At 40.5% G+C, this 16,846-nt stretch carries 17 protein-coding genes; 6 read left to right on the top strand and 11 right to left on the bottom strand.

All coding sequences use genetic code 11. The features are described from left to right. Positions 1 to 111: 111 nt before the first annotated feature. Entirely contained in the window at positions 112 to 1,806 is a 1,695-nt protein-coding gene (locus AC1D69_RS09850) for a glycoside hydrolase family 13 protein (protein WP_495455963.1), read from the bottom strand. Positions 1,807 to 1,936: 130 nt separating this feature from the next. Between AC1D69_RS09850 and AC1D69_RS09845 the strand changes: the two genes are divergently transcribed. Further along, positions 1,937 to 3,217, top strand: coding sequence for an ArsB/NhaD family transporter (locus AC1D69_RS09845; protein WP_495455962.1), 1,281 nt, complete (start codon positions 1,937 to 1,939; stop codon positions 3,215 to 3,217). Positions 3,218 to 3,350: 133 nt separating this feature from the next. Here the strand turns inward: AC1D69_RS09845 and AC1D69_RS09840 are convergent, their stop codons facing one another. Together AC1D69_RS09840 and AC1D69_RS09835 are read right to left on the bottom strand one after the other, a co-directional pair. Next, positions 3,351 to 3,716 carry a zinc ribbon domain-containing protein gene (locus AC1D69_RS09840; protein WP_495455961.1) on the bottom strand — a complete coding sequence of 122 codons (366 nt, stop codon included), beginning with the start codon at positions 3,714 to 3,716 and terminating at the stop codon, positions 3,351 to 3,353. A gap of 21 nt (positions 3,717 to 3,737) precedes the next feature. After that, positions 3,738 to 4,667: a hypothetical protein gene (locus tag AC1D69_RS09835; protein ID WP_495455960.1), complete on the bottom strand. Its 930-nt coding sequence runs from the start codon at positions 4,665 to 4,667 to the stop codon at positions 3,738 to 3,740. Between the two features lie 169 nt (positions 4,668 to 4,836). Between AC1D69_RS09835 and AC1D69_RS09830 the strand changes: the two genes are divergently transcribed. Further along, positions 4,837 to 5,550: a peptidylprolyl isomerase gene (locus AC1D69_RS09830; RefSeq protein WP_495455959.1), complete on the top strand. Its 714-nt coding sequence runs from the start codon at positions 4,837 to 4,839 to the stop codon at positions 5,548 to 5,550. 658 nt (positions 5,551 to 6,208) lie between these two features. Here AC1D69_RS09830 and AC1D69_RS09825 read toward each other — a convergent pair. Next, positions 6,209 to 6,505, bottom strand: a complete 297-nt coding sequence (locus AC1D69_RS09825) for a hypothetical protein (RefSeq protein ID WP_495455958.1) — start codon at positions 6,503 to 6,505, stop codon at positions 6,209 to 6,211. A gap of 394 nt (positions 6,506 to 6,899) precedes the next feature. After that, positions 6,900 to 7,112, bottom strand: coding sequence for a hypothetical protein (locus AC1D69_RS09820; RefSeq protein WP_495455957.1), 213 nt, complete (start codon positions 7,110 to 7,112; stop codon positions 6,900 to 6,902). Between AC1D69_RS09820 and AC1D69_RS09815 the strand changes: the two genes are divergently transcribed. Further along, positions 7,106 to 7,738 (top strand): hypothetical protein, encoded by a 633-nt coding sequence (locus AC1D69_RS09815; protein ID WP_495455956.1) that lies wholly within the window; start codon positions 7,106 to 7,108, stop codon positions 7,736 to 7,738. The genes AC1D69_RS09820 and AC1D69_RS09815 overlap by 7 nt on opposite strands. Here AC1D69_RS09815 and AC1D69_RS09810 read toward each other — a convergent pair. The 6 genes from AC1D69_RS09810 to AC1D69_RS09785 all read right to left on the bottom strand — a co-directional run bounded on the left by AC1D69_RS09810 (position 7,665) and on the right by AC1D69_RS09785 (position 13,802). Further along, positions 7,665 to 8,597, bottom strand: a complete 933-nt coding sequence (locus AC1D69_RS09810) for a serine/threonine protein kinase (protein WP_495455955.1) — start codon at positions 8,595 to 8,597, stop codon at positions 7,665 to 7,667. The two genes, AC1D69_RS09815 and AC1D69_RS09810, sit on opposite strands and share 74 nt — an antisense overlap. A gap of 157 nt (positions 8,598 to 8,754) precedes the next feature. Then, on the bottom strand, positions 8,755 to 9,570 hold the full coding sequence (gene speD, locus AC1D69_RS09805; protein WP_495455954.1) for an adenosylmethionine decarboxylase: 816 nt from the start codon (positions 9,568 to 9,570) through the stop codon (positions 8,755 to 8,757). 375 nt (positions 9,571 to 9,945) lie between these two features. Further along, positions 9,946 to 10,776, bottom strand: coding sequence for a VanW family protein (locus tag AC1D69_RS09800; protein WP_495455953.1), 831 nt, complete (start codon positions 10,774 to 10,776; stop codon positions 9,946 to 9,948). A 72-nt stretch (positions 10,777 to 10,848) separates the two neighbouring features. Beyond that, positions 10,849 to 11,832, bottom strand: a complete 984-nt coding sequence (locus AC1D69_RS09795) for a phosphotransferase enzyme family protein (protein WP_495455952.1) — start codon at positions 11,830 to 11,832, stop codon at positions 10,849 to 10,851. A 186-nt stretch (positions 11,833 to 12,018) separates the two neighbouring features. Next, positions 12,019 to 12,312, bottom strand: coding sequence for a DUF6171 family protein (locus AC1D69_RS09790; protein ID WP_495455951.1), 294 nt, complete (start codon positions 12,310 to 12,312; stop codon positions 12,019 to 12,021). Further along, complete coding sequence (locus AC1D69_RS09785) at positions 12,309 to 13,802, bottom strand: alpha-N-arabinofuranosidase (protein ID WP_495455950.1); 1,494 nt, start codon at positions 13,800 to 13,802, stop codon at positions 12,309 to 12,311. Before AC1D69_RS09785 ends, AC1D69_RS09790 begins: the two co-directional genes overlap by 4 nt. A gap of 263 nt (positions 13,803 to 14,065) precedes the next feature. Between AC1D69_RS09785 and AC1D69_RS09780 the strand changes: the two genes are divergently transcribed. The 3 genes from AC1D69_RS09780 to AC1D69_RS09770 all read left to right on the top strand — a co-directional run bounded on the left by AC1D69_RS09780 (position 14,066) and on the right by AC1D69_RS09770 (position 16,827). Then, complete coding sequence (locus AC1D69_RS09780; RefSeq protein WP_495455949.1) at positions 14,066 to 15,352, top strand: MFS transporter; 1,287 nt, start codon at positions 14,066 to 14,068, stop codon at positions 15,350 to 15,352. Positions 15,353 to 15,545: 193 nt separating this feature from the next. Then, positions 15,546 to 16,130: a sigma-70 family RNA polymerase sigma factor gene (locus AC1D69_RS09775; RefSeq protein ID WP_495455948.1), complete on the top strand. Its 585-nt coding sequence runs from the start codon at positions 15,546 to 15,548 to the stop codon at positions 16,128 to 16,130. Then, positions 16,120 to 16,827, top strand: a complete 708-nt coding sequence (locus tag AC1D69_RS09770) for a DUF3600 domain-containing protein (RefSeq protein WP_495455947.1) — start codon at positions 16,120 to 16,122, stop codon at positions 16,825 to 16,827. Before AC1D69_RS09775 ends, AC1D69_RS09770 begins: the two co-directional genes overlap by 11 nt. Positions 16,828 to 16,846 lie beyond the last annotated feature (19 nt).

Raw genomic sequence — 16,846 nt, 5'->3', positions numbered from 1 at the left:
CGCAGAAAATCCATAACTGGTGTAACATGCCGCAATGATAGCCAACTGTCCTCACCATCACAGTCGTCACATCGTATATGATCCCTTATTCTCTGCAAATCTCCACGATTACTACTTCGTAGTCATCCGATACACCCTAGCTTCGTATGGACGAAGAGGTAAAGACTTCAGATCCTCCTCACAACGTACCTGATAGTTAGAAATGATCACGTCGCCTATACTCTTCTCATCCAAATGGTTTGGCAGCTCGAAAATGGACTCTTTTTCAAAAAAATTCAATATAACAAGCAGATGCTCATGCCCTAAAGTCCTTGTAAATGCATAGATCTCAGAATGTAAAGGAAGGATTAGCTTATATTCACCATACACGATGACCTCATGCTCTCGTCTTAACTTGATCAGTTTACGATAATAATGATAGATCGATTGAGGATCGTTAAGGCTCTGGTCTACATTAATCTCACCATAGTTAGAATTGATTGCGATCCAAGGTGTGCCTATTGTAAATCCTGCATTCTCGGTGTTATTCCACTGCATGGGCGTACGCGCGTTGTCTCTGCTCTTGTCCCATAAAGCTTGCATAATCTTCTCTTCCGGTATTCCTTGTCTCATCGACTGTTCATAATAATTTAACGTCTCCACATCTCGATAATCATCAATGGATTGTAAGTGAATATTGGTCATGCCAATCTCTTCTCCTTGATAAACGTACGGCGTTCCTTCCAGCATATGATTGAAGGTCGCTAACATCTTCGCTGACTCCACTCGATATTTCCCATCATTACCGAAACGAGATACGGATCTAGGCTGGTCATGATTAGATAAGTAATTGGCATTCCATCCGTCTATGTGGAGAACAACTTGCCAATGGCTAATAATCTTCTTCAGTTCAAGTAACGTCCACGCTCTTCTCTCCCATTTCCCAGTTCCAGAAGATTGTGAATCTAACTTCATATGTTCAAATTGAAATACCATATTAAGTTCACTGCGCGATTCGCCGACATAATCCAGTGCCTGCTCTGGACCAATCCCAGATGTCTCTCCAACTGTCATAATGTCATAGTGAAACAGCACGTTGTTATGTATCTGATGTAATGCTGTATGCACATTCTCTAGATTGGAGAACATGTCATAAGCTTGTACTGTGGGCAGATGGTCAGGATTAATTGCATCAGGTAGTCCTACTGCCTTTACAATATGTGCGATAGCATCAAAGCGGAAACCATCAATCCCTTTTTTGAGCCACCAATGAATCATGTCATAAATATGATCAACAACCGCGGGGTTCTCCCAATTCAAGTCCGGTTGATGTTTCGAATACAAATGAAGATAATATTCATCGCTACTCTGGTCATATTGCCATACAGAACCACTGAAATAAGACTCCCAATTGTTGGGTGGTCCCCCATTCTTCCCTTTACGCCAAATATAGAAATCTCGCTTCGGATTATCTGTTGAAGACCTGGATTCAATGAACCATGGATGCTCATCTGACGTGTGATTCAGAACAAGATCCATCATAATCTTCATGCCGCGCGCATGGGCCTGAGTGAGTAGACTATCGAAATCCTCCATCGTCCCGAAATCACTCATGATGTCACAATAATCACTAATATCATACCCATTATCATGATTAGGTGACTTATATACAGGACAGAGCCATAACACTTCTACACCGAGATTCTGTAGGTAATCAAGCTTAGATATAATCCCTGGAATATCCCCTATCCCATCACCATTACTATCCATGAAGCTTACGGGATATATTTGGTACACAACACATTCCTTCCACCATTGTTTAATCATTTCAATACTCCTTGTTGTAAATTTCATTATCCTCTATAATGGCACTATTGATTTATTAGATGACAGACAGCCTGCCATGAGCGGGCTATTTCTGCCGTTGTTGTAAACCCAAGAATTATAGGAGGCTTGTATGGAACACCAGACGATTCTAGCTGTAGGTATCTTCCTCATTGCATATGGATTTATCATATCCGAAAAAATACACCGTACGATCGTAGCCATGATTGGCGGTATCCTTATGGTCATCTTAGGAATTGTTGACCAAGAGACCGCATTACATCATATTGATTTTAATACCTTAGGTCTCCTGATCGGTATGATGATTATGGTCAACATTACGGCTGAGACGGGATTATTTAAGTACATTGCGATTTGGGCTGCAAAGAAGGCCAAGGGACATCCCATTCGTATTCTGATCTCACTGACTGTCATTACAGCACTATCATCAGCATTCTTAGATAACGTAACGACTGTATTGTTAATGGTTCCCGTTACATTCAGCATAACCCGTCAATTACGAGTTAATCCTTTTCCATACTTATTTGCTCAGATTTTAGCTTCTAACATTGGTGGAACAGCCACGATGATTGGGGATCCACCGAATATTATGCTCGGAAGTGCTGTAAAAGAATTAACGTTTATGGCCTTTATTGAGAATCTAACGCCAGTTATCATCATTATTATGTTAGTTATGATTCCTGTTCTTATTCTCATTTTCCGTAAACAATTGAAGACAACACCCGAGTTAATGCAGGGCCTGATGGACATGGATGAGAAATCCGTCATCACGAATCATACACTCCTTATCAAATGCTTGACGATGTTAGGAGCTACGATTATCGGGTTCTTCACACATCAAATGCTACATCTAGAATCAGCTACCGTCGCTTTAACCGGCGCTTTTCTATTGCTTCTTCTAACGGGTGAACATTTCCTTGAGGAGGCTTTTGCCAAAATCGAATGGACAACCATATTCTTCTTCGTCGGATTGTTCGTACTCGTGTCAGGGTTAATTGAGACGGGTGTTATTACTGCCTTAGCAGAACATGCTATAGCTCTTACAGGGGGCGATGTGGCATCCACATCTATGCTCATCCTATGGCTAAGCGCTATCGCCTCTGCTTTTGTAGATAACATTCCCTTTGTTGCCACCATGATTCCCTTAATTCAAGATATGGGTTCGATGGGTATAAGTAATCTCGAACCCGTATGGTGGAGTCTTGCTCTAGGGGCTTGCCTAGGTGGGAATGGGTCCTTAGTTGGGGCTAGTGCGAATCTCATCGTCGCGGGGTTATCTGCCAAAGAAGGACAACCCATTAAATTTGTGACATTTCTTAAATACGGATTCCCACTCATGATTCTGTCTATTGTCATTTCAACGATCTATATCTATCTTCGCTATTTGTTGTGATGCATTGCATACGAAGAATCGTGTCCTATAGTTGAATCATTCGGATAAACACAAACCAAAAGCAGGACCATGAAATAGGATGGTCCTGCTTTTGGTTTACACCTTTATTTTTTCAAAAAAAATGTGAAACGTATCAATCAATATCAATCACTTCAAACGCATGCCCACATGCTGGGCAATAACGTGCCGTCATCGGAACTTTTTCACCACATGCACATTCTTTCTGATCACCCACATAACCAATATGCTCCTGGTTCTTCTGAATCTCATCTTTCAGCGTAAGTATTTCCTGTACTAAGGATTCTAGTTGTTCATCATTCAATGCTTGATCCTTATTCGTTAATGACTGAAAGACGGACTTCCCAATCTCTTGGTACCGTTCTTCGATCTCCCTCTGCTTAGAGCTGTTCTGCATCTTAAGACGATTAACTTCTACAGCGATCTTAGCCTTATTTCCTGCTTCAGACACACCTGATTTCAATTTATCAAAAAAACTCATCGTTCCTTACCTCCTTAGGTTCTATTCAACTTGTTCAAGGGCCGTTACGTATTGATCATTCACCGTTGTAAGCTCAGACTCTAGCGTCCTATGTTCATTCTCCAACTGTCGAAGTATCTCATTTATGGCGTACAACTTATCTTCCACTTGATCTAATGTATCATTAATTCTCCCTTGGACCATCCAATCCGTGATGAACCCATCGAAGAAATAATCACTGAATTTAAGAAAGTCACCCATATCAATCTCAATAGATGTCGTCATCTGTACATCTCTCAGTTCTTTTGAGAATCGGCTCAATTCCCACTGTGCACCGTGGATATAATCCATGGCATCATCAATATTGTTGTGCTTCAAATGGGTCGATATCATTCCGCCACCAAGCATATCATAAGTACCCCAGTTTCTCGCCTTCTGAAGTCCATCTGTTGCACGTTCCAGATTCTCCACGACCAAGATTCCTGCTTGAATTGCTTCCTTCAACTCTTTCATAGTTCGTGTTAGTTCCGTTTGTCGGTCAACAAGCACCATCAGTTCCGTATTATTATGCAGAATGGATTGTTCCTTTTGGCGTAAGATTGCTGCATATTCCACCTTCCAACCTCTTACTTGAGAGAGATCTTGATGCACCTTTTGTATCTCGTCTTTCGTAGCCTTCAACGTACGTAACGCTTCATCATATTTCGCCTTCGCTTCAATAACCTCAAGCTGTTCACGTTCGAGCTTATCTTCTTTCTTACCCAACATACTGTAGATTAGATTAGATAACGTCATACCTGTCAGACTCTCTACATCATGTTCTTCCTCGTCGAGCCGCTGTTTCCAGTTCTGCGCTTCACTCTCATACCGAGATAAGTCCTGTTCTAGCTCTGCAATGCGCTTTTCCCACTTCTTGTACTTGCGACCTTGCTCTTTCACTTCCGCGAGACGTACATTTAAATCTTGAAACATGATGTACCCTCCAATCAATCATTCACATTATAAATATTAAACGTGACTAACCCTACATTGGTTTCATTTTTTGGTAGATGTAAGAAGCTCACTTGAGGTAAACTAGATTTTTCTGCAAAAACTCGATATGATAAGACAAGATTTGTAATGAAGGAGTGAGACAGCATTTATGAAAAAGAATCATGTATTATTGCCGTTAATTCTGCTTATTTCCGCAGCTCTATTACTGGGTGCTTGCGGTAATAACAACGCAAAATCCGGAGAGACAACATCGGATCAAGCGGCAGGTAACACGACAGAACAAACAAAGCCAGCTGAAGAAACACCTTCTGAACAGGCTCCTGCAGCACAGGAAGCAAAGAGTTGGGACAACCCTCCAGCTATGGAGATTGACGTCAACAAATCCTATGAAGCTGAAGTGACAACTTCAAAAGGAACATTCACCATCGAATTATTTGCTAAAGATGCACCAAAAACCGTCAACAACTTTGTATTCCTATCTAAACAAGGGTTCTACGACGACGTGATCTTCCACCGTATTATGGAGTCCTTCATGATACAGACTGGGGATCCACAAGGTACAGGCATGGGCGGACCTGGGTACCAATTCGAAGATGAGAAGACTAGTTATCAATATGAACCTGGTATTGTAGCTATGGCTAACGCAGGTGCAAACACGAATGGTAGCCAATTCTTCATCTGTACTGGTGATGATAGTCTCTCATTGAACAATCAACCGAACTATACCATCTTTGGTAAAGTAACGAATGGAATGGATGTTGTGAAAAAGATTGCTGCTACACCTGTTGAGGTAGGGAACGGTGAAATGAGCGCGCCAACCGAGAAGGTTCAGATCGCAGGAGTTAAGATTAACGAGAAATAAATGAAGACAGCTTACGGAAGAAAAAGATGTCCATACTAATGCAGTATTGGAATAGCAATAGACCTCGTGATCCCTTTATAGGATCACGAGGTCTATTTGTTGACTCCGATAATTCATAAGCCGACGACTATTACACTTTACTAAGCAAAGGTATGAACCCACTAATTCGGCACTCTAACGACGTCCCCGCAGCCTACGGAAATAGCAATACCTGCTTGCTTCAATCTATTCACCTTTAAGGATACCAGCTTCATGTACAATTACCATTGATTTCATACTCTCCTCAGGCTATATCCGACACAGCCTGACTCACGACGGCGGCTGTCCCTGCTATCACTACAGTCCCTACCTCTTCTTCCTTACTTCCTTCTTCTTTAAAAAAATACTCCACTCATTTCGAGTGGAGTATATCTTCTCAATTCATCAATTATTCAGGTCTGTTAGTATTTCGTTGGTTGGTTGGTTGGTTTTATTGAGATATTAACCCAATAAAAATTCGTTCTCAATATTTTCAAATTCCTCATTTGCTAATTTATCTTAAAACTCACTAAATGAGATTGCTACTTGCGGAAGACATCGTTTTATTAAGTCATAAGTTAAGACAAGGGGTTCGTCATCAGAATAATTATTAGCAATTTCGTCAGGAATGTTAATGCACTCATATCGACTCTAGCCCCATTAATATTACCCCTCCGCTTAATGCAGGTAAATATTGAGGTTCAAAGTTACGATAAAATTCCACAATAGACTCTGGAACAGAGTATCTTTTTAAATCTTCTAAATCATCATCATTATAAAAGGCAGACCACTCGCTAAACGTCTCAAATAAATTAGTTAGATACTCTAAGTCTGCGGGCTTAGCTTCTCCGAATGCTTCTTTTACTTCAATCTGACTTATTCCATCTCTTAAAAAATTTTGTTCAAAAGTATGAACTATCTTATTAAATTCAGCCATTCTAAATACTCCTTTTATGTGCTTTCCATACTTGTTTAGGAGTGGCATTTTAATGGCCGCTCTTGCAGTTTGTGATCTTGTAATTTCAATCAATTTTTTTTGTATTGAATCATTGATATTTTTACCCGTCCCCTAAGAAGTAATCATAACCCCTACTGAAAGAAAGTATCCACCTTTTTTACCAATTATAACTACTATGTCATCCGACTTTTAGTCTCGTCAGTGGACTCGCCGCCTTGTTCTCGGTTTTGTACTTCATCATGCTATATATGATTGCTGTAGAATAATCTACAGTTGCGAGTAGCTTTGTAAAAGCGCAAGAACACAAAAATAAAAAACAAGTCAATCATGGTGGTTTCTGACCATAATCGACTTGTTCTGTGTAACTAATGCGTTATTTATGTGAATCAAAAAAGATGTGTTGCTTCACTGCGCTTATTTCTTCTGCTGATAAACCAGTATTTTTTGAAACCTGTTCAATATCTTCCATACCCACACTTCTAATCTCATCATAGTGCTTTGATGCAAGCCTGTAATTTGCTTCATCAAATATAGTCTCAAAGGTCGGTTTATAATTATCTATTCCCAGGGTCATTAGATATGACATTCATTAAAGAAGATGGGGAAATAGAACTCGATCTTGCCCCAACATTACTTGGATCTACGCTAACTTTAACACCCAAACGTACGGGGCAATCTGATATATCTCTTGTTGCCACAGATTCTGAAGGCGGAACAGTGACTGCTCTCTTCCACTTCTCGATAGAATCCAAATATACGATCTACAAAATCATTGGCGCTGCCGTGGCTGTTATTGTCATAGCTGGGATTCTTGTATTCTTCTGGCTACGTCCGAAACCTGAATTTGCTGGACGCCTAGAGGGCTACTTCTTAAATACTGCTAGCGTTACAGACATTCCAGTTAAATCATGGCCGTTAACTTCTTTTCAAGGAAAACACCTCTACTTAGAAATAAAAAAGAAGCCCTCCACTTCAATGATAAATTGTATATTACCTTTGAAGATGGAAAGACCGAAATTGAACTTCGTTGCAAAGCAGTTAAACCCGTTACTACCATTTATACAGGAAACGATAGCCAACACTCCGCCTAATCCGAGTGTTGGAGCTCTCGTTCCTTCGAAAGTGAGTGCGATTCGACTTAGGGTTTACGACCCATTAGTCGGATCGCGCTTTTTTTGTGCATCATATATTCTGCTTGAAGTGCCACTCTAAACCATCGTAAAGAACTACATCTCTTATTCGCGGATAGCCCCAGTCCCCGTCGAATGACGCGTGACAAGACAGGTGAAATACCCCGATTCCCAGCACGAACCGAATCTAGCTTATCCTCAAATAGTCGTGTGGGTACAGCTGTAGGTGCCGAACCTAAACAACAAAAGTGCAAGGTAGCCGCTAAACTATAAATATCCGTGACAGGTGTCTGTAATGACTTCTCTGAATACAACTCAAGTGGTGAGTAACCGGCCGTAGTGAAGATGGGATATTCGGTATCAGAATCTGTATAACGAATAACAGACCCGAAATCAATCAATTTACCGCATCCATCCTCTCCGATCACAATATTAGAAGGCTTAATATCCCGGTGAACGTACCCTTGTTGATGAATGTATTCCAGCGCCTTGATCAAGGGAAGCATGATCGTTCGTAGAGATTCAGCATTCAACCCCTGATTACTCTTACTTACGAATCGTTCCAACGTTATCCCCCGACAATACTCCATCACTAGATATAGTGTTCCGTTCGCTTCGAAATCATCCTCATAACGTACCACGCCTGGATGTTGCAACTCTCGTAACGCCATTACTTCTCGTTGGAATGCCTCCTGTAACTTCATATACTGTGGAGAAAGAAATGCATTCAGACATTGGATCCTCTTCCCATCAGAAGAACGTCGAGCTAAGGCACTCGGAAAGAACTCTTTGATTACGCTAGTTGTACCAGTCTGCAAATGACGTACAATGTACACAACGGATAGTTCACTTTGAGATAAGACTTTGCGAATCTGGTATTGATGATCTGTTCCAAGCTTCGCATTTCGAGATAAAACGCCAGTCATCGATTCTTTTCTCACGGTTACCTCTCATTTCAACCCCTTCATGAAGGAAACAGCTCTCTACACTCACGGGTTTGATAGAATTGTGTCGAATAATTACATTCACACTTATAGTAACAGAGAACACATATATTTCCAAGCTTGGAATTCCAATTCAGAGCTTCAGATTTCAGACTTATCGCCTACGATTCATATTCTTCCCATAATAAATTTCATTCATTTCTTCCGTTATTCTCTCCGTAATCTTATCTTGTTCCATAGAGTCTAACGTCCCCTTCGTATACCCAAAGAGATAGTTATCTAAGTCGAATACTTTGAGCTTACATTTGGTATGGAATATATTCTCTTGATACACGTTAACATCGATCATGTCATATAGCCCACGGACTTCTTCGGGAATGTAATTTTGAATAGTGTTAATATCATGATCAATAAATAACTTGTGTCCACTAATGTCTCTTGTGAAGCCTCGTACCCGATAATCAATTGTCATAATGTCCGTGTCGAACGAATGAATGAGATAGTTGAGTGCTTTAAGGGGTGAGATCTCTCCGCATGTAGATACGTCAATGTCTGCGCGGAACGTACTTATGCCTTCATCGGGATGGTACTCAGGATACGTATGAACTGTAATATGACTCTTGTCTAGATGCATGACTACCGTTTCTGGTAATGGACCTGGCGATTCTTTAAAAGATTCCTTCGGTGCTGTTTCCACGGGGCCTTCGGATACGAGCATCGTTACACTGGCTCCTTGTGGGAAATAATCCTGCTTCGCAATGTTAAGTACATGTGCCCCAATAATGCTAGACACCGTCTGTAGAATTGTAGTTAAGCGATCCGCATTATATTGTTCATCAATATACTCCAGATAAGCTTCGCGTTCTTCTTTGGTTTTGGTATAGCAAATATCATACATATTGAAACTCAAAGATTTCGTCAGGTTATTAAAACCATGTAATTGTATCGTTTGTTCTGGTGTTATTTTCATAGGTCATATCCTCTCGTAGTTCCAACATTAAAGATCTAATATACCCTTTTCACCCGAAGTGAACTAGTACTGAATATTCACGCTCAACTATTTCTTTACCCAATACGTTCAGATTAAACACATCTCATTGGAACTACCTGTCTCTTTTCAACCAAGAAAAATACAATTCATTCTCAGTGGTTTCTAGCTATAATCTATGCTGTTCCACTTAATCTGGTAATCGGATATGACCCTAAAATTTGCAGATTGGCAAATTCACCAAAGTATCCCGATATCGTCGGGTTACAAGATGCAAAACAACTCCTATTCCAACTACTGTGGAATAAGAGCTCTAGTCTTTTTTATGTTAAGGGTCTTCTCTTGTTGATTCTTAAGTTATATATCTTTCTCCACTTTAATCTTCTGCTCCGGTCCCTTCAGTAACGGTTGATACATCATAATTGCATGATTCTCGGTAATGAATTGATCATCTATTAACTCTCTATGCTCATTGTACTTTTTACGATGAATAATATTATGCCGCATATACCCCCCCCACGGCTCAAGCGTAATCCGATGATCTCTCTCGTACACTTCATATGTATAAGGCTCCGGCTTCATTGCTCTCCATTCCCCTACTAAATCGTTAGCGTCCATGTATAGGCATAGTTGATATGGAACGTCAGTATCATTACGAATCTGAAGATCCAAATAATTATATGCACAAGTCGCGCCACTACCGAAAGGCTGCGTCCTTCTCGCATCTGGGAACACATCGTAACTATGTCGGTGTCTTTCCGTTATCGTTAACGAAGTATGTAATGTAATCCAGTAAATAAGGTTCGAGCATTGGCATAGTCCACCACCTACACCTGCTTTGAAATCCCCATAGAATAGTACCATTCCCTCTTGATAGCCCTTACGCTTGGTAGGTTTGCCAATCCGCTTCCAATAAGAGAATGTCTCTCCAGGCTGTAGGATAATGCCATTTAATTGCTTCAATGCAATCTTCAAGTTAATCACTTTATTATGCTGCAACCACATATCCACGTTCTTCAATTCTCTTAGTAATGGTGTGTTATGCGAACTCACTATGTATTCTAATCGTTGTAGAGATATCTTCTTTGCATATATTTCTCTTCCACACACCCACTTTAGATACCTTCGATAGACGAAATAGTGTTTCCCTACAAAAACTCTCAGTGGCGATCTTTTCTTGGGCTTCATCAGAGATCCTCCTCAGTTTAAAGTTTCCCTTTCTTCTCGCAACATCCCTATCATTCTCTACTCATCTTCCTACTAGAACTCATAAAAAATACTTTGATGATCTATATAAGGAAGGCAGTACTTCTTGCAAAATATCGGCATCCGTTCTCTCATCCAAGTATGCTTATCTTCATTTTCCATATGAAAGGCATAAAATCCAAGGATAAATAATATCATGAACCCTTCCAACAACTTCATATCCTTCTCGGTAAATACGGATGAGTTACTAGTGTACCCTGCTATAAAGTGATCTCGCTCTTCCGGCTTAAAGCTTAGCACACCTCCCGCTACATCAAAGAGATAATAGCCATAACCAAATAGACAAAAATCAATCATACCTATCCCATCTTGTGTTACAAGGAGATTACCTTTATTAATATCCGCGTGAATGATTCCCCAAGTATCCGAAGTCTGAGGGTAATTCTCTAATCTATTATTAAGGAGCTCAAAGAATCTTTTTAGATTTTTTAAATCATTCTTCTCAAAAATCCCCAACGAAACGCCCACTTCAAGTTGCTCCAGCATTGATACATTGTCCGAAATACTAGAGTACTTTGGTCGGAACTCGCACGTATTCACCCCTATTGTTCTTCCGAATTGATGCAATGCGCGCACCTGTTCTCCCAAATGAGTAATGTGTTCTTGGGAGATCACTTCATCCTTCTGTATATCCCTGCCTTCGATCCATTGTAACACCGTACATTGAATAACCTCATCTACTACTGTCACTGGAGTAACCCAATCTCCCGCAATGTTACGAACTGGAGTCTGCACAAGGATATCTGTTTCTCCACTCAATTCATCTAATAACATCATCTCCAGCTTAAGTCCTTCATAAGTATGTTGTATACCGCTCATAGCAGAAGTAACTGCTTTATGAATTCTTAAAAGATATGACATCTCACTTAATTCATCCGTCACTTTATAGGTCAGATTCTCGTTATGACGAATAAATACTATTGACGAAGCATGTATGGAATAGTGATCTAATATTTCACTAAGCATCTTGTCATTCAATTCTTATCACCTCCTGGTTTGTTTATTTACAATTTTACCATATAGCTTTGATTGTGCATCCATTTCATTCTTATAAGGTGCTAGAGGGTTATATTTTATTTAAAAAGAAGAAAATGGACTCTCCCATCAATCAGGAAAGCCCATTCATCTCATTCATTTATTTAAGGGTTGGTAAAGCAATTCATACTATTTTTTATTAGCTGAATTAATTGCTAGTTCCCACCGATTATCCCCTGGATAGGGGCACCTCTTATCCTTAAATTTAGCAATGACCGGTACAATACAACCACATAACGTACACGTATGATTATTCATCAACTTCGTACATTGATCACAGATTTGCAATCTTTCTTCGTAAACCGAATCGGTCACACATTGTTCCACCGTTAATTTCATTGAAGATAATATACGTTGAATTTGCTGGTCGGTTACTTGGTATTCTTCTCGGCATCCTTTACAAGTTGCGTCTTGTTCATTCATTCTGCAATGAGTTCCAACACCGTCACAGACATCGGTGCTAACTTCACTTGAATAGCTGTCTCCATTAAATCGAATGCCGTGAATTCAGATGGTGCTACGTTCTCAGGATGATCAAACGTATTATGCGCATCCATTGTTGAAGCTTTTAACTCTGTTCCAGTAACCTTCACCTGACTATCGGTTAATCCCCTCAGGTCAATCTTTAGATCCGCTTCGTCTTGATGGCTTAAGTTACACATACTAATGTGAATGACGCCGTTCTTATCTCTGGAAGCAGATACGGTCACTTGCGGAATTCTGTTACCATCCATCTCATAATCCGATGTCACTGTGTGGCTATATAAAAGTTCTGCATCTTGATGGACCTTGTACATATCAAATACGTGATACGTAGGTGTATGAATCATTTTCTCGCCTTCCGTCAATATCACAGATTGCAATACGTTCACGACTTGAGCAATATTCGCCATCTCCACTCGATCACAATGCTCATGGAAAATGTGCAACGTAAGACCTGCAACCAACGCGTCTCGAATGGTATTCTGCTGATACAAGAACCCTGGATTTGTTCCTGGCTCGACATCGAACCAAGTCCCCCACTCATCTACAATAAGACCGACGCGCTTCTCAGGATCGTGACGATCCATAATGGTTGAGTGTTTCGTTATGAGTTCATCCATCCATAGCGCTTTCTTTAAGGTGCTGAACCACTCTGACTCTTTAAATCCCGTAGCAGCTCCCTTTTCAGCCCATGATTCACTCGGAATGGTATAGTAATGCAAGCTAATAGCGTCCATATGACGATGTGCAGAAGACATCACTGCGTCCATCCAATGGTAGTCATCGACATTCGGACCACAGGCGATTTTGTGAATGCGATTCTCTCCATAATTACGAACATAGGTCTGGAATTGACGGTACAGGTCAGCATAATACTCTGGACGCATATTCCCACCGCAGCCCCAGTTCTCATTCCCAACTCCAAAGTATTTCACTTTCCATGCTTTCTCTTGACCATTCTCTCTGCGTAATTCTGCCATTGGAGATACGCCGTCAAAGGTCATATACTCCACCCATTCCGACATTTCCTGAACGGTCCCACTTCCAACATTTCCAGATATGTATGGCTCACATTCTAGCATCTCACATAATCGAAGAAACTCGTGTGTACCGAAGTGGTTATTCTCCACCACACCGCCCCAATGTGTATTAATCATCCGTTTGCGGTTCTCACTCGGTCCGATCCCATCTTTCCAATGGTATTCATCTGCGAAGCATCCTCCTGGCCAGCGTAAGACAGGTATCTTCAAATGTTTCAGTGCTTCAACCACGTCATTTCGAATTCCGTCTGTATTAGGAATACTTGAATCCTTCCCAACCCAGAATCCTTCATAAATACACCGCCCTAAATGCTCAGAGAAATGTCCATAAATGTTGCGGTTAATCGTACCTTTAGGTTGATCTACATGAATCGTTACTTGGTTTACCATATATGTGTAGCCTCGCTTTCTATTATTAATAATAATATTAAGATTTAATAACTCTATTAATAATAAGTTTAGTATGCATGTATATAGGTGTCAATAAGAAATTAAAGCGCTTTCTAACAGTGGTTGATCTCATCCCTTTCTATCCCTTTTTCAAGATCTGAAATAGACATGTTAAAATATATAAAAATTATCCGCTCGTTCTTGCTAAAAACTGCTAAAATAGTAACGTTAATGAGTAACCACTAGGAGGATTTGAATACAACATGCGTTATATACACCAGGTCAGAGAGGGATGGAATAACTTATCCCTGAATATAAAATTGTTCTTTCTCGCAAATGTGTTATTCCAGATTGGAGGCGGTATGTTCTCCGTCTTATATAATTTGTATATACAAGGGCTTGGGTACGGTGATGCAATGAACGGAAAAGTGGTAAGTATTCAATCCCTAGCTACAGCTCTCATGTTCATTCCCGTCGGCTTACTTGGAGATCGAAGCAGCCGCAAGCGATTATTAATGATAGGAGCTATGTTTAGCGGGCTCGCCTTCGTCGGTCGCTCCTTCTTAGATTCGGAGTTCAGTCTATTATCACTTGCTGTCTTATCGGGGTTATTCGCTTCCATCTTTCAAGTATTAGCTATACCCTTTCTAGCAGAGAGCATTCCCATGAAACAGAGACTCCGCATATTTAGTTATTACTCTTCTATAGTTCTAGCATCACAAGTTCTAGGAAGTATGGGAGGAGGCATGTTGGCGGATCTTTTTCAGACATTCGGTATGAGTCGTATTACAAGCTTACAGATTGTTCTGACCATCGGAGGGATTGCAACTTTCACAGCCTTCATTCCATTACTATTCATCGTTGAAGCTAAACGATCAGCATCGTCTAAAGAACGGATTGATACTAAGGTTGAACCATTCGCAGAGCCTAAGTCCCAGAGCCCAAGATCAGAATACAAAATAATAGGTCAATTCGCTGTTGTCCAGCTTATCATCGGTATAGGATCTGGGTTAGTTATTCCTTACTTAAATTTGTATTTCACTAACAGGTTCTCTGTATCCCTAAGTGCCGTTGGATTACTCATCTCTCTTGGTCAGATTATGACCATCGTATCCATGTTAATTGGTCCATCATTGGCCGCAAAAGTCGGTTCCGTAAAAGCCGTAGTCTGCTTCCAATTACTATCACTCCCATTCCTTCTATTGACGGGATTTACGAATCTATTTGCCATCGCTGCGATAAGTTTCCTATTTCGCCAAGCACTGATGAATGCGGCGAATCCCATTCAATCAACGGTCTTAATTGACCGAGTATCTGACTCAAGCCGCGGTATAGCCAATTCTATAACGCAGACTGCATTTATGTTAGGTTGGGCATTCATGGGACCCATACAATCTTACTTAGTGACTACATATGGTTATTATTGGGGTTATGCCATCACCTTCAGTATCACAGGCGTATTATATGTCAGTGCCGCCGCTCTGTATTTCATCATGTTTAGGAAACCACATCTACAAGTGAGGACCGAGTCCTCGATAGCTGCCGACTAAGCATAAACGGCTTCGCCGTCCTTTAGCGGCGATGAAACGTTTAGCGTTGAAATATAATCCTATGTATAAGCAGAACTACTTATAAATTCTTCATCAGACAACTCGTTCACGCTTATTTATCTTCCAAAAATAAATCGAACGATATACTTTAATGTCGCCAATATATAGTGTATGACCAAAGGAGGAATGACGGATGAACCATCAACAACAAGTTACCAAGCTCATTGCACTCACGCTAGCCGGCAGCCGTGAAGCCTACAGTGAGTTATACGAATTAACCGTTCATGATGTTTACAAAACCGTTCATTTCCTCCTTGGAGAACCATCTGATGTTGATGATGTCGTTCAGGAAATTTATATTCAACTGTACAGGTCTCTTGACCGATTTGATGTAAGTAGACCCTTCCGTCCTTGGCTGATGGGTCTCGTCATGCGCCAAATTCACGCTTATCGAAGAAAGAGATGGACGCATCTCCGGTTAACCAAAAAAGCTGAAGGATATGAACCACGCATGAACTATGACTTCACTCATGATGTCATTGATAAATTGTCAAATCGCTCGCTCCTAGGAAGTGTTGAATATCTCCCCTACAAATTGAAGCAAGTTGTGATTTTACATTATCTAAGTGAATATTCACAAGAAGAGGTGGCTAACATCATGGATATTCCCCTTGGAACAGTGAAATCTCGTATTCATGCGGCATTACAGAAGCTTCGTCGCAAGCAGAAAAACAACATTCTTATAAAAGGAAAGGTGGAGAACCTACATGAATCTTGAAGAACAATTACGATCAGCCTTCAAACAAGAAACAGCAGATTTATTGCCTCCACCTGAACTAAAAACAAGAATAATGGATCAAGTGACGGTTAAACAAGGAGGAAGACGAATGAAGAAATGGTTATTACCTTGTATTCTCGCTGCTGTACTACTCATTCCAACAGGAGCCTATGCTGCATATAATTACTTAGCTGACTCAATCTATGGTTCACAAGAAAATACCGCTCACATTGGGGGAACTCAACAGAAGTATGATGAGTTAGAAGCTAAACTTCAGGCAGCCAAACAAATATTCAATGCGGAAGAATTTGCTACCTTTATGCCCTTGTTGAAAGAACTAGGACCATATAATCTAAAGATTGCAGATTCGGAAGGAATTCTCCATCCTGAGCAATTAAATGCTGGGGAACAAGAGAAATATACGGCATTGACTGAAGCACTTGAGCCCTTCTTTACCAAATTAAACGATACAAAAGAACCAGGTACAGACATCGTTATTTCCGACTTTTGGGCAAGTACGCTTGATAAAGCCCAGAGTACTTTCAGTAAGGTTGAATTGGAGGACTACGAAGCCATTGTGATTGAATATCTGCACCAAGTCCAGAACTCCCAAGTACGGGATGAGGCAGCTATCAAGGTACTTCAACTAAAGTTAAACCCTTACTTGGATAAGTTGGACATTGTCATAAATTGGTAAGGTCAACTCCATAAATAGA

The sequence above is a fragment of the Paenibacillus sp. Y301 genome (genome assembly GCF_059445505.1).
The sequence above is the reverse complement of the archived record's forward strand: the minus strand, read 5'-3'. Positions and strand labels throughout refer to the sequence as shown.

Coding starts and splice junctions, on each gene's coding strand:
- AC1D69_RS09840 (WP_495455961.1), bottom strand. CDS start 3,716: ATGAGTTTTTTTGATAAATTGAAATCAGGTGTGTCTGAAGCAGGAAAT.
- AC1D69_RS09830 (WP_495455959.1), top strand. CDS start 4,837: ATGAAAAAGAATCATGTATTATTGCCGTTAATTCTGCTTATTTCCGCA.
- AC1D69_RS09815 (WP_495455956.1), top strand. CDS start 7,106: ATGACATTCATTAAAGAAGATGGGGAAATAGAACTCGATCTTGCCCCA.
- AC1D69_RS09850 (WP_495455963.1), bottom strand. CDS start 1,806: ATGATTAAACAATGGTGGAAGGAATGTGTTGTGTACCAAATATATCCC.
- AC1D69_RS09770 (WP_495455947.1), top strand. CDS start 16,120: ATGAATCTTGAAGAACAATTACGATCAGCCTTCAAACAAGAAACAGCA.
- AC1D69_RS09820 (WP_495455957.1), bottom strand. CDS start 7,112: ATGTCATATCTAATGACCCTGGGAATAGATAATTATAAACCGACCTTT.
- AC1D69_RS09845 (WP_495455962.1), top strand. CDS start 1,937: ATGGAACACCAGACGATTCTAGCTGTAGGTATCTTCCTCATTGCATAT.
- AC1D69_RS09775 (WP_495455948.1), top strand. CDS start 15,546: ATGAACCATCAACAACAAGTTACCAAGCTCATTGCACTCACGCTAGCC.
- AC1D69_RS09780 (WP_495455949.1), top strand. CDS start 14,066: ATGCGTTATATACACCAGGTCAGAGAGGGATGGAATAACTTATCCCTG.
- AC1D69_RS09800 (WP_495455953.1), bottom strand. CDS start 10,776: ATGAAGCCCAAGAAAAGATCGCCACTGAGAGTTTTTGTAGGGAAACAC.
- speD (WP_495455954.1), bottom strand. CDS start 9,570: ATGAAAATAACACCAGAACAAACGATACAATTACATGGTTTTAATAAC.
- AC1D69_RS09835 (WP_495455960.1), bottom strand. CDS start 4,667: ATGTTTCAAGATTTAAATGTACGTCTCGCGGAAGTGAAAGAGCAAGGT.
- AC1D69_RS09790 (WP_495455951.1), bottom strand. CDS start 12,312: ATGAATGAACAAGACGCAACTTGTAAAGGATGCCGAGAAGAATACCAA.
- AC1D69_RS09785 (WP_495455950.1), bottom strand. CDS start 13,802: ATGGTAAACCAAGTAACGATTCATGTAGATCAACCTAAAGGTACGATT.
- AC1D69_RS09825 (WP_495455958.1), bottom strand. CDS start 6,505: ATGGCTGAATTTAATAAGATAGTTCATACTTTTGAACAAAATTTTTTA.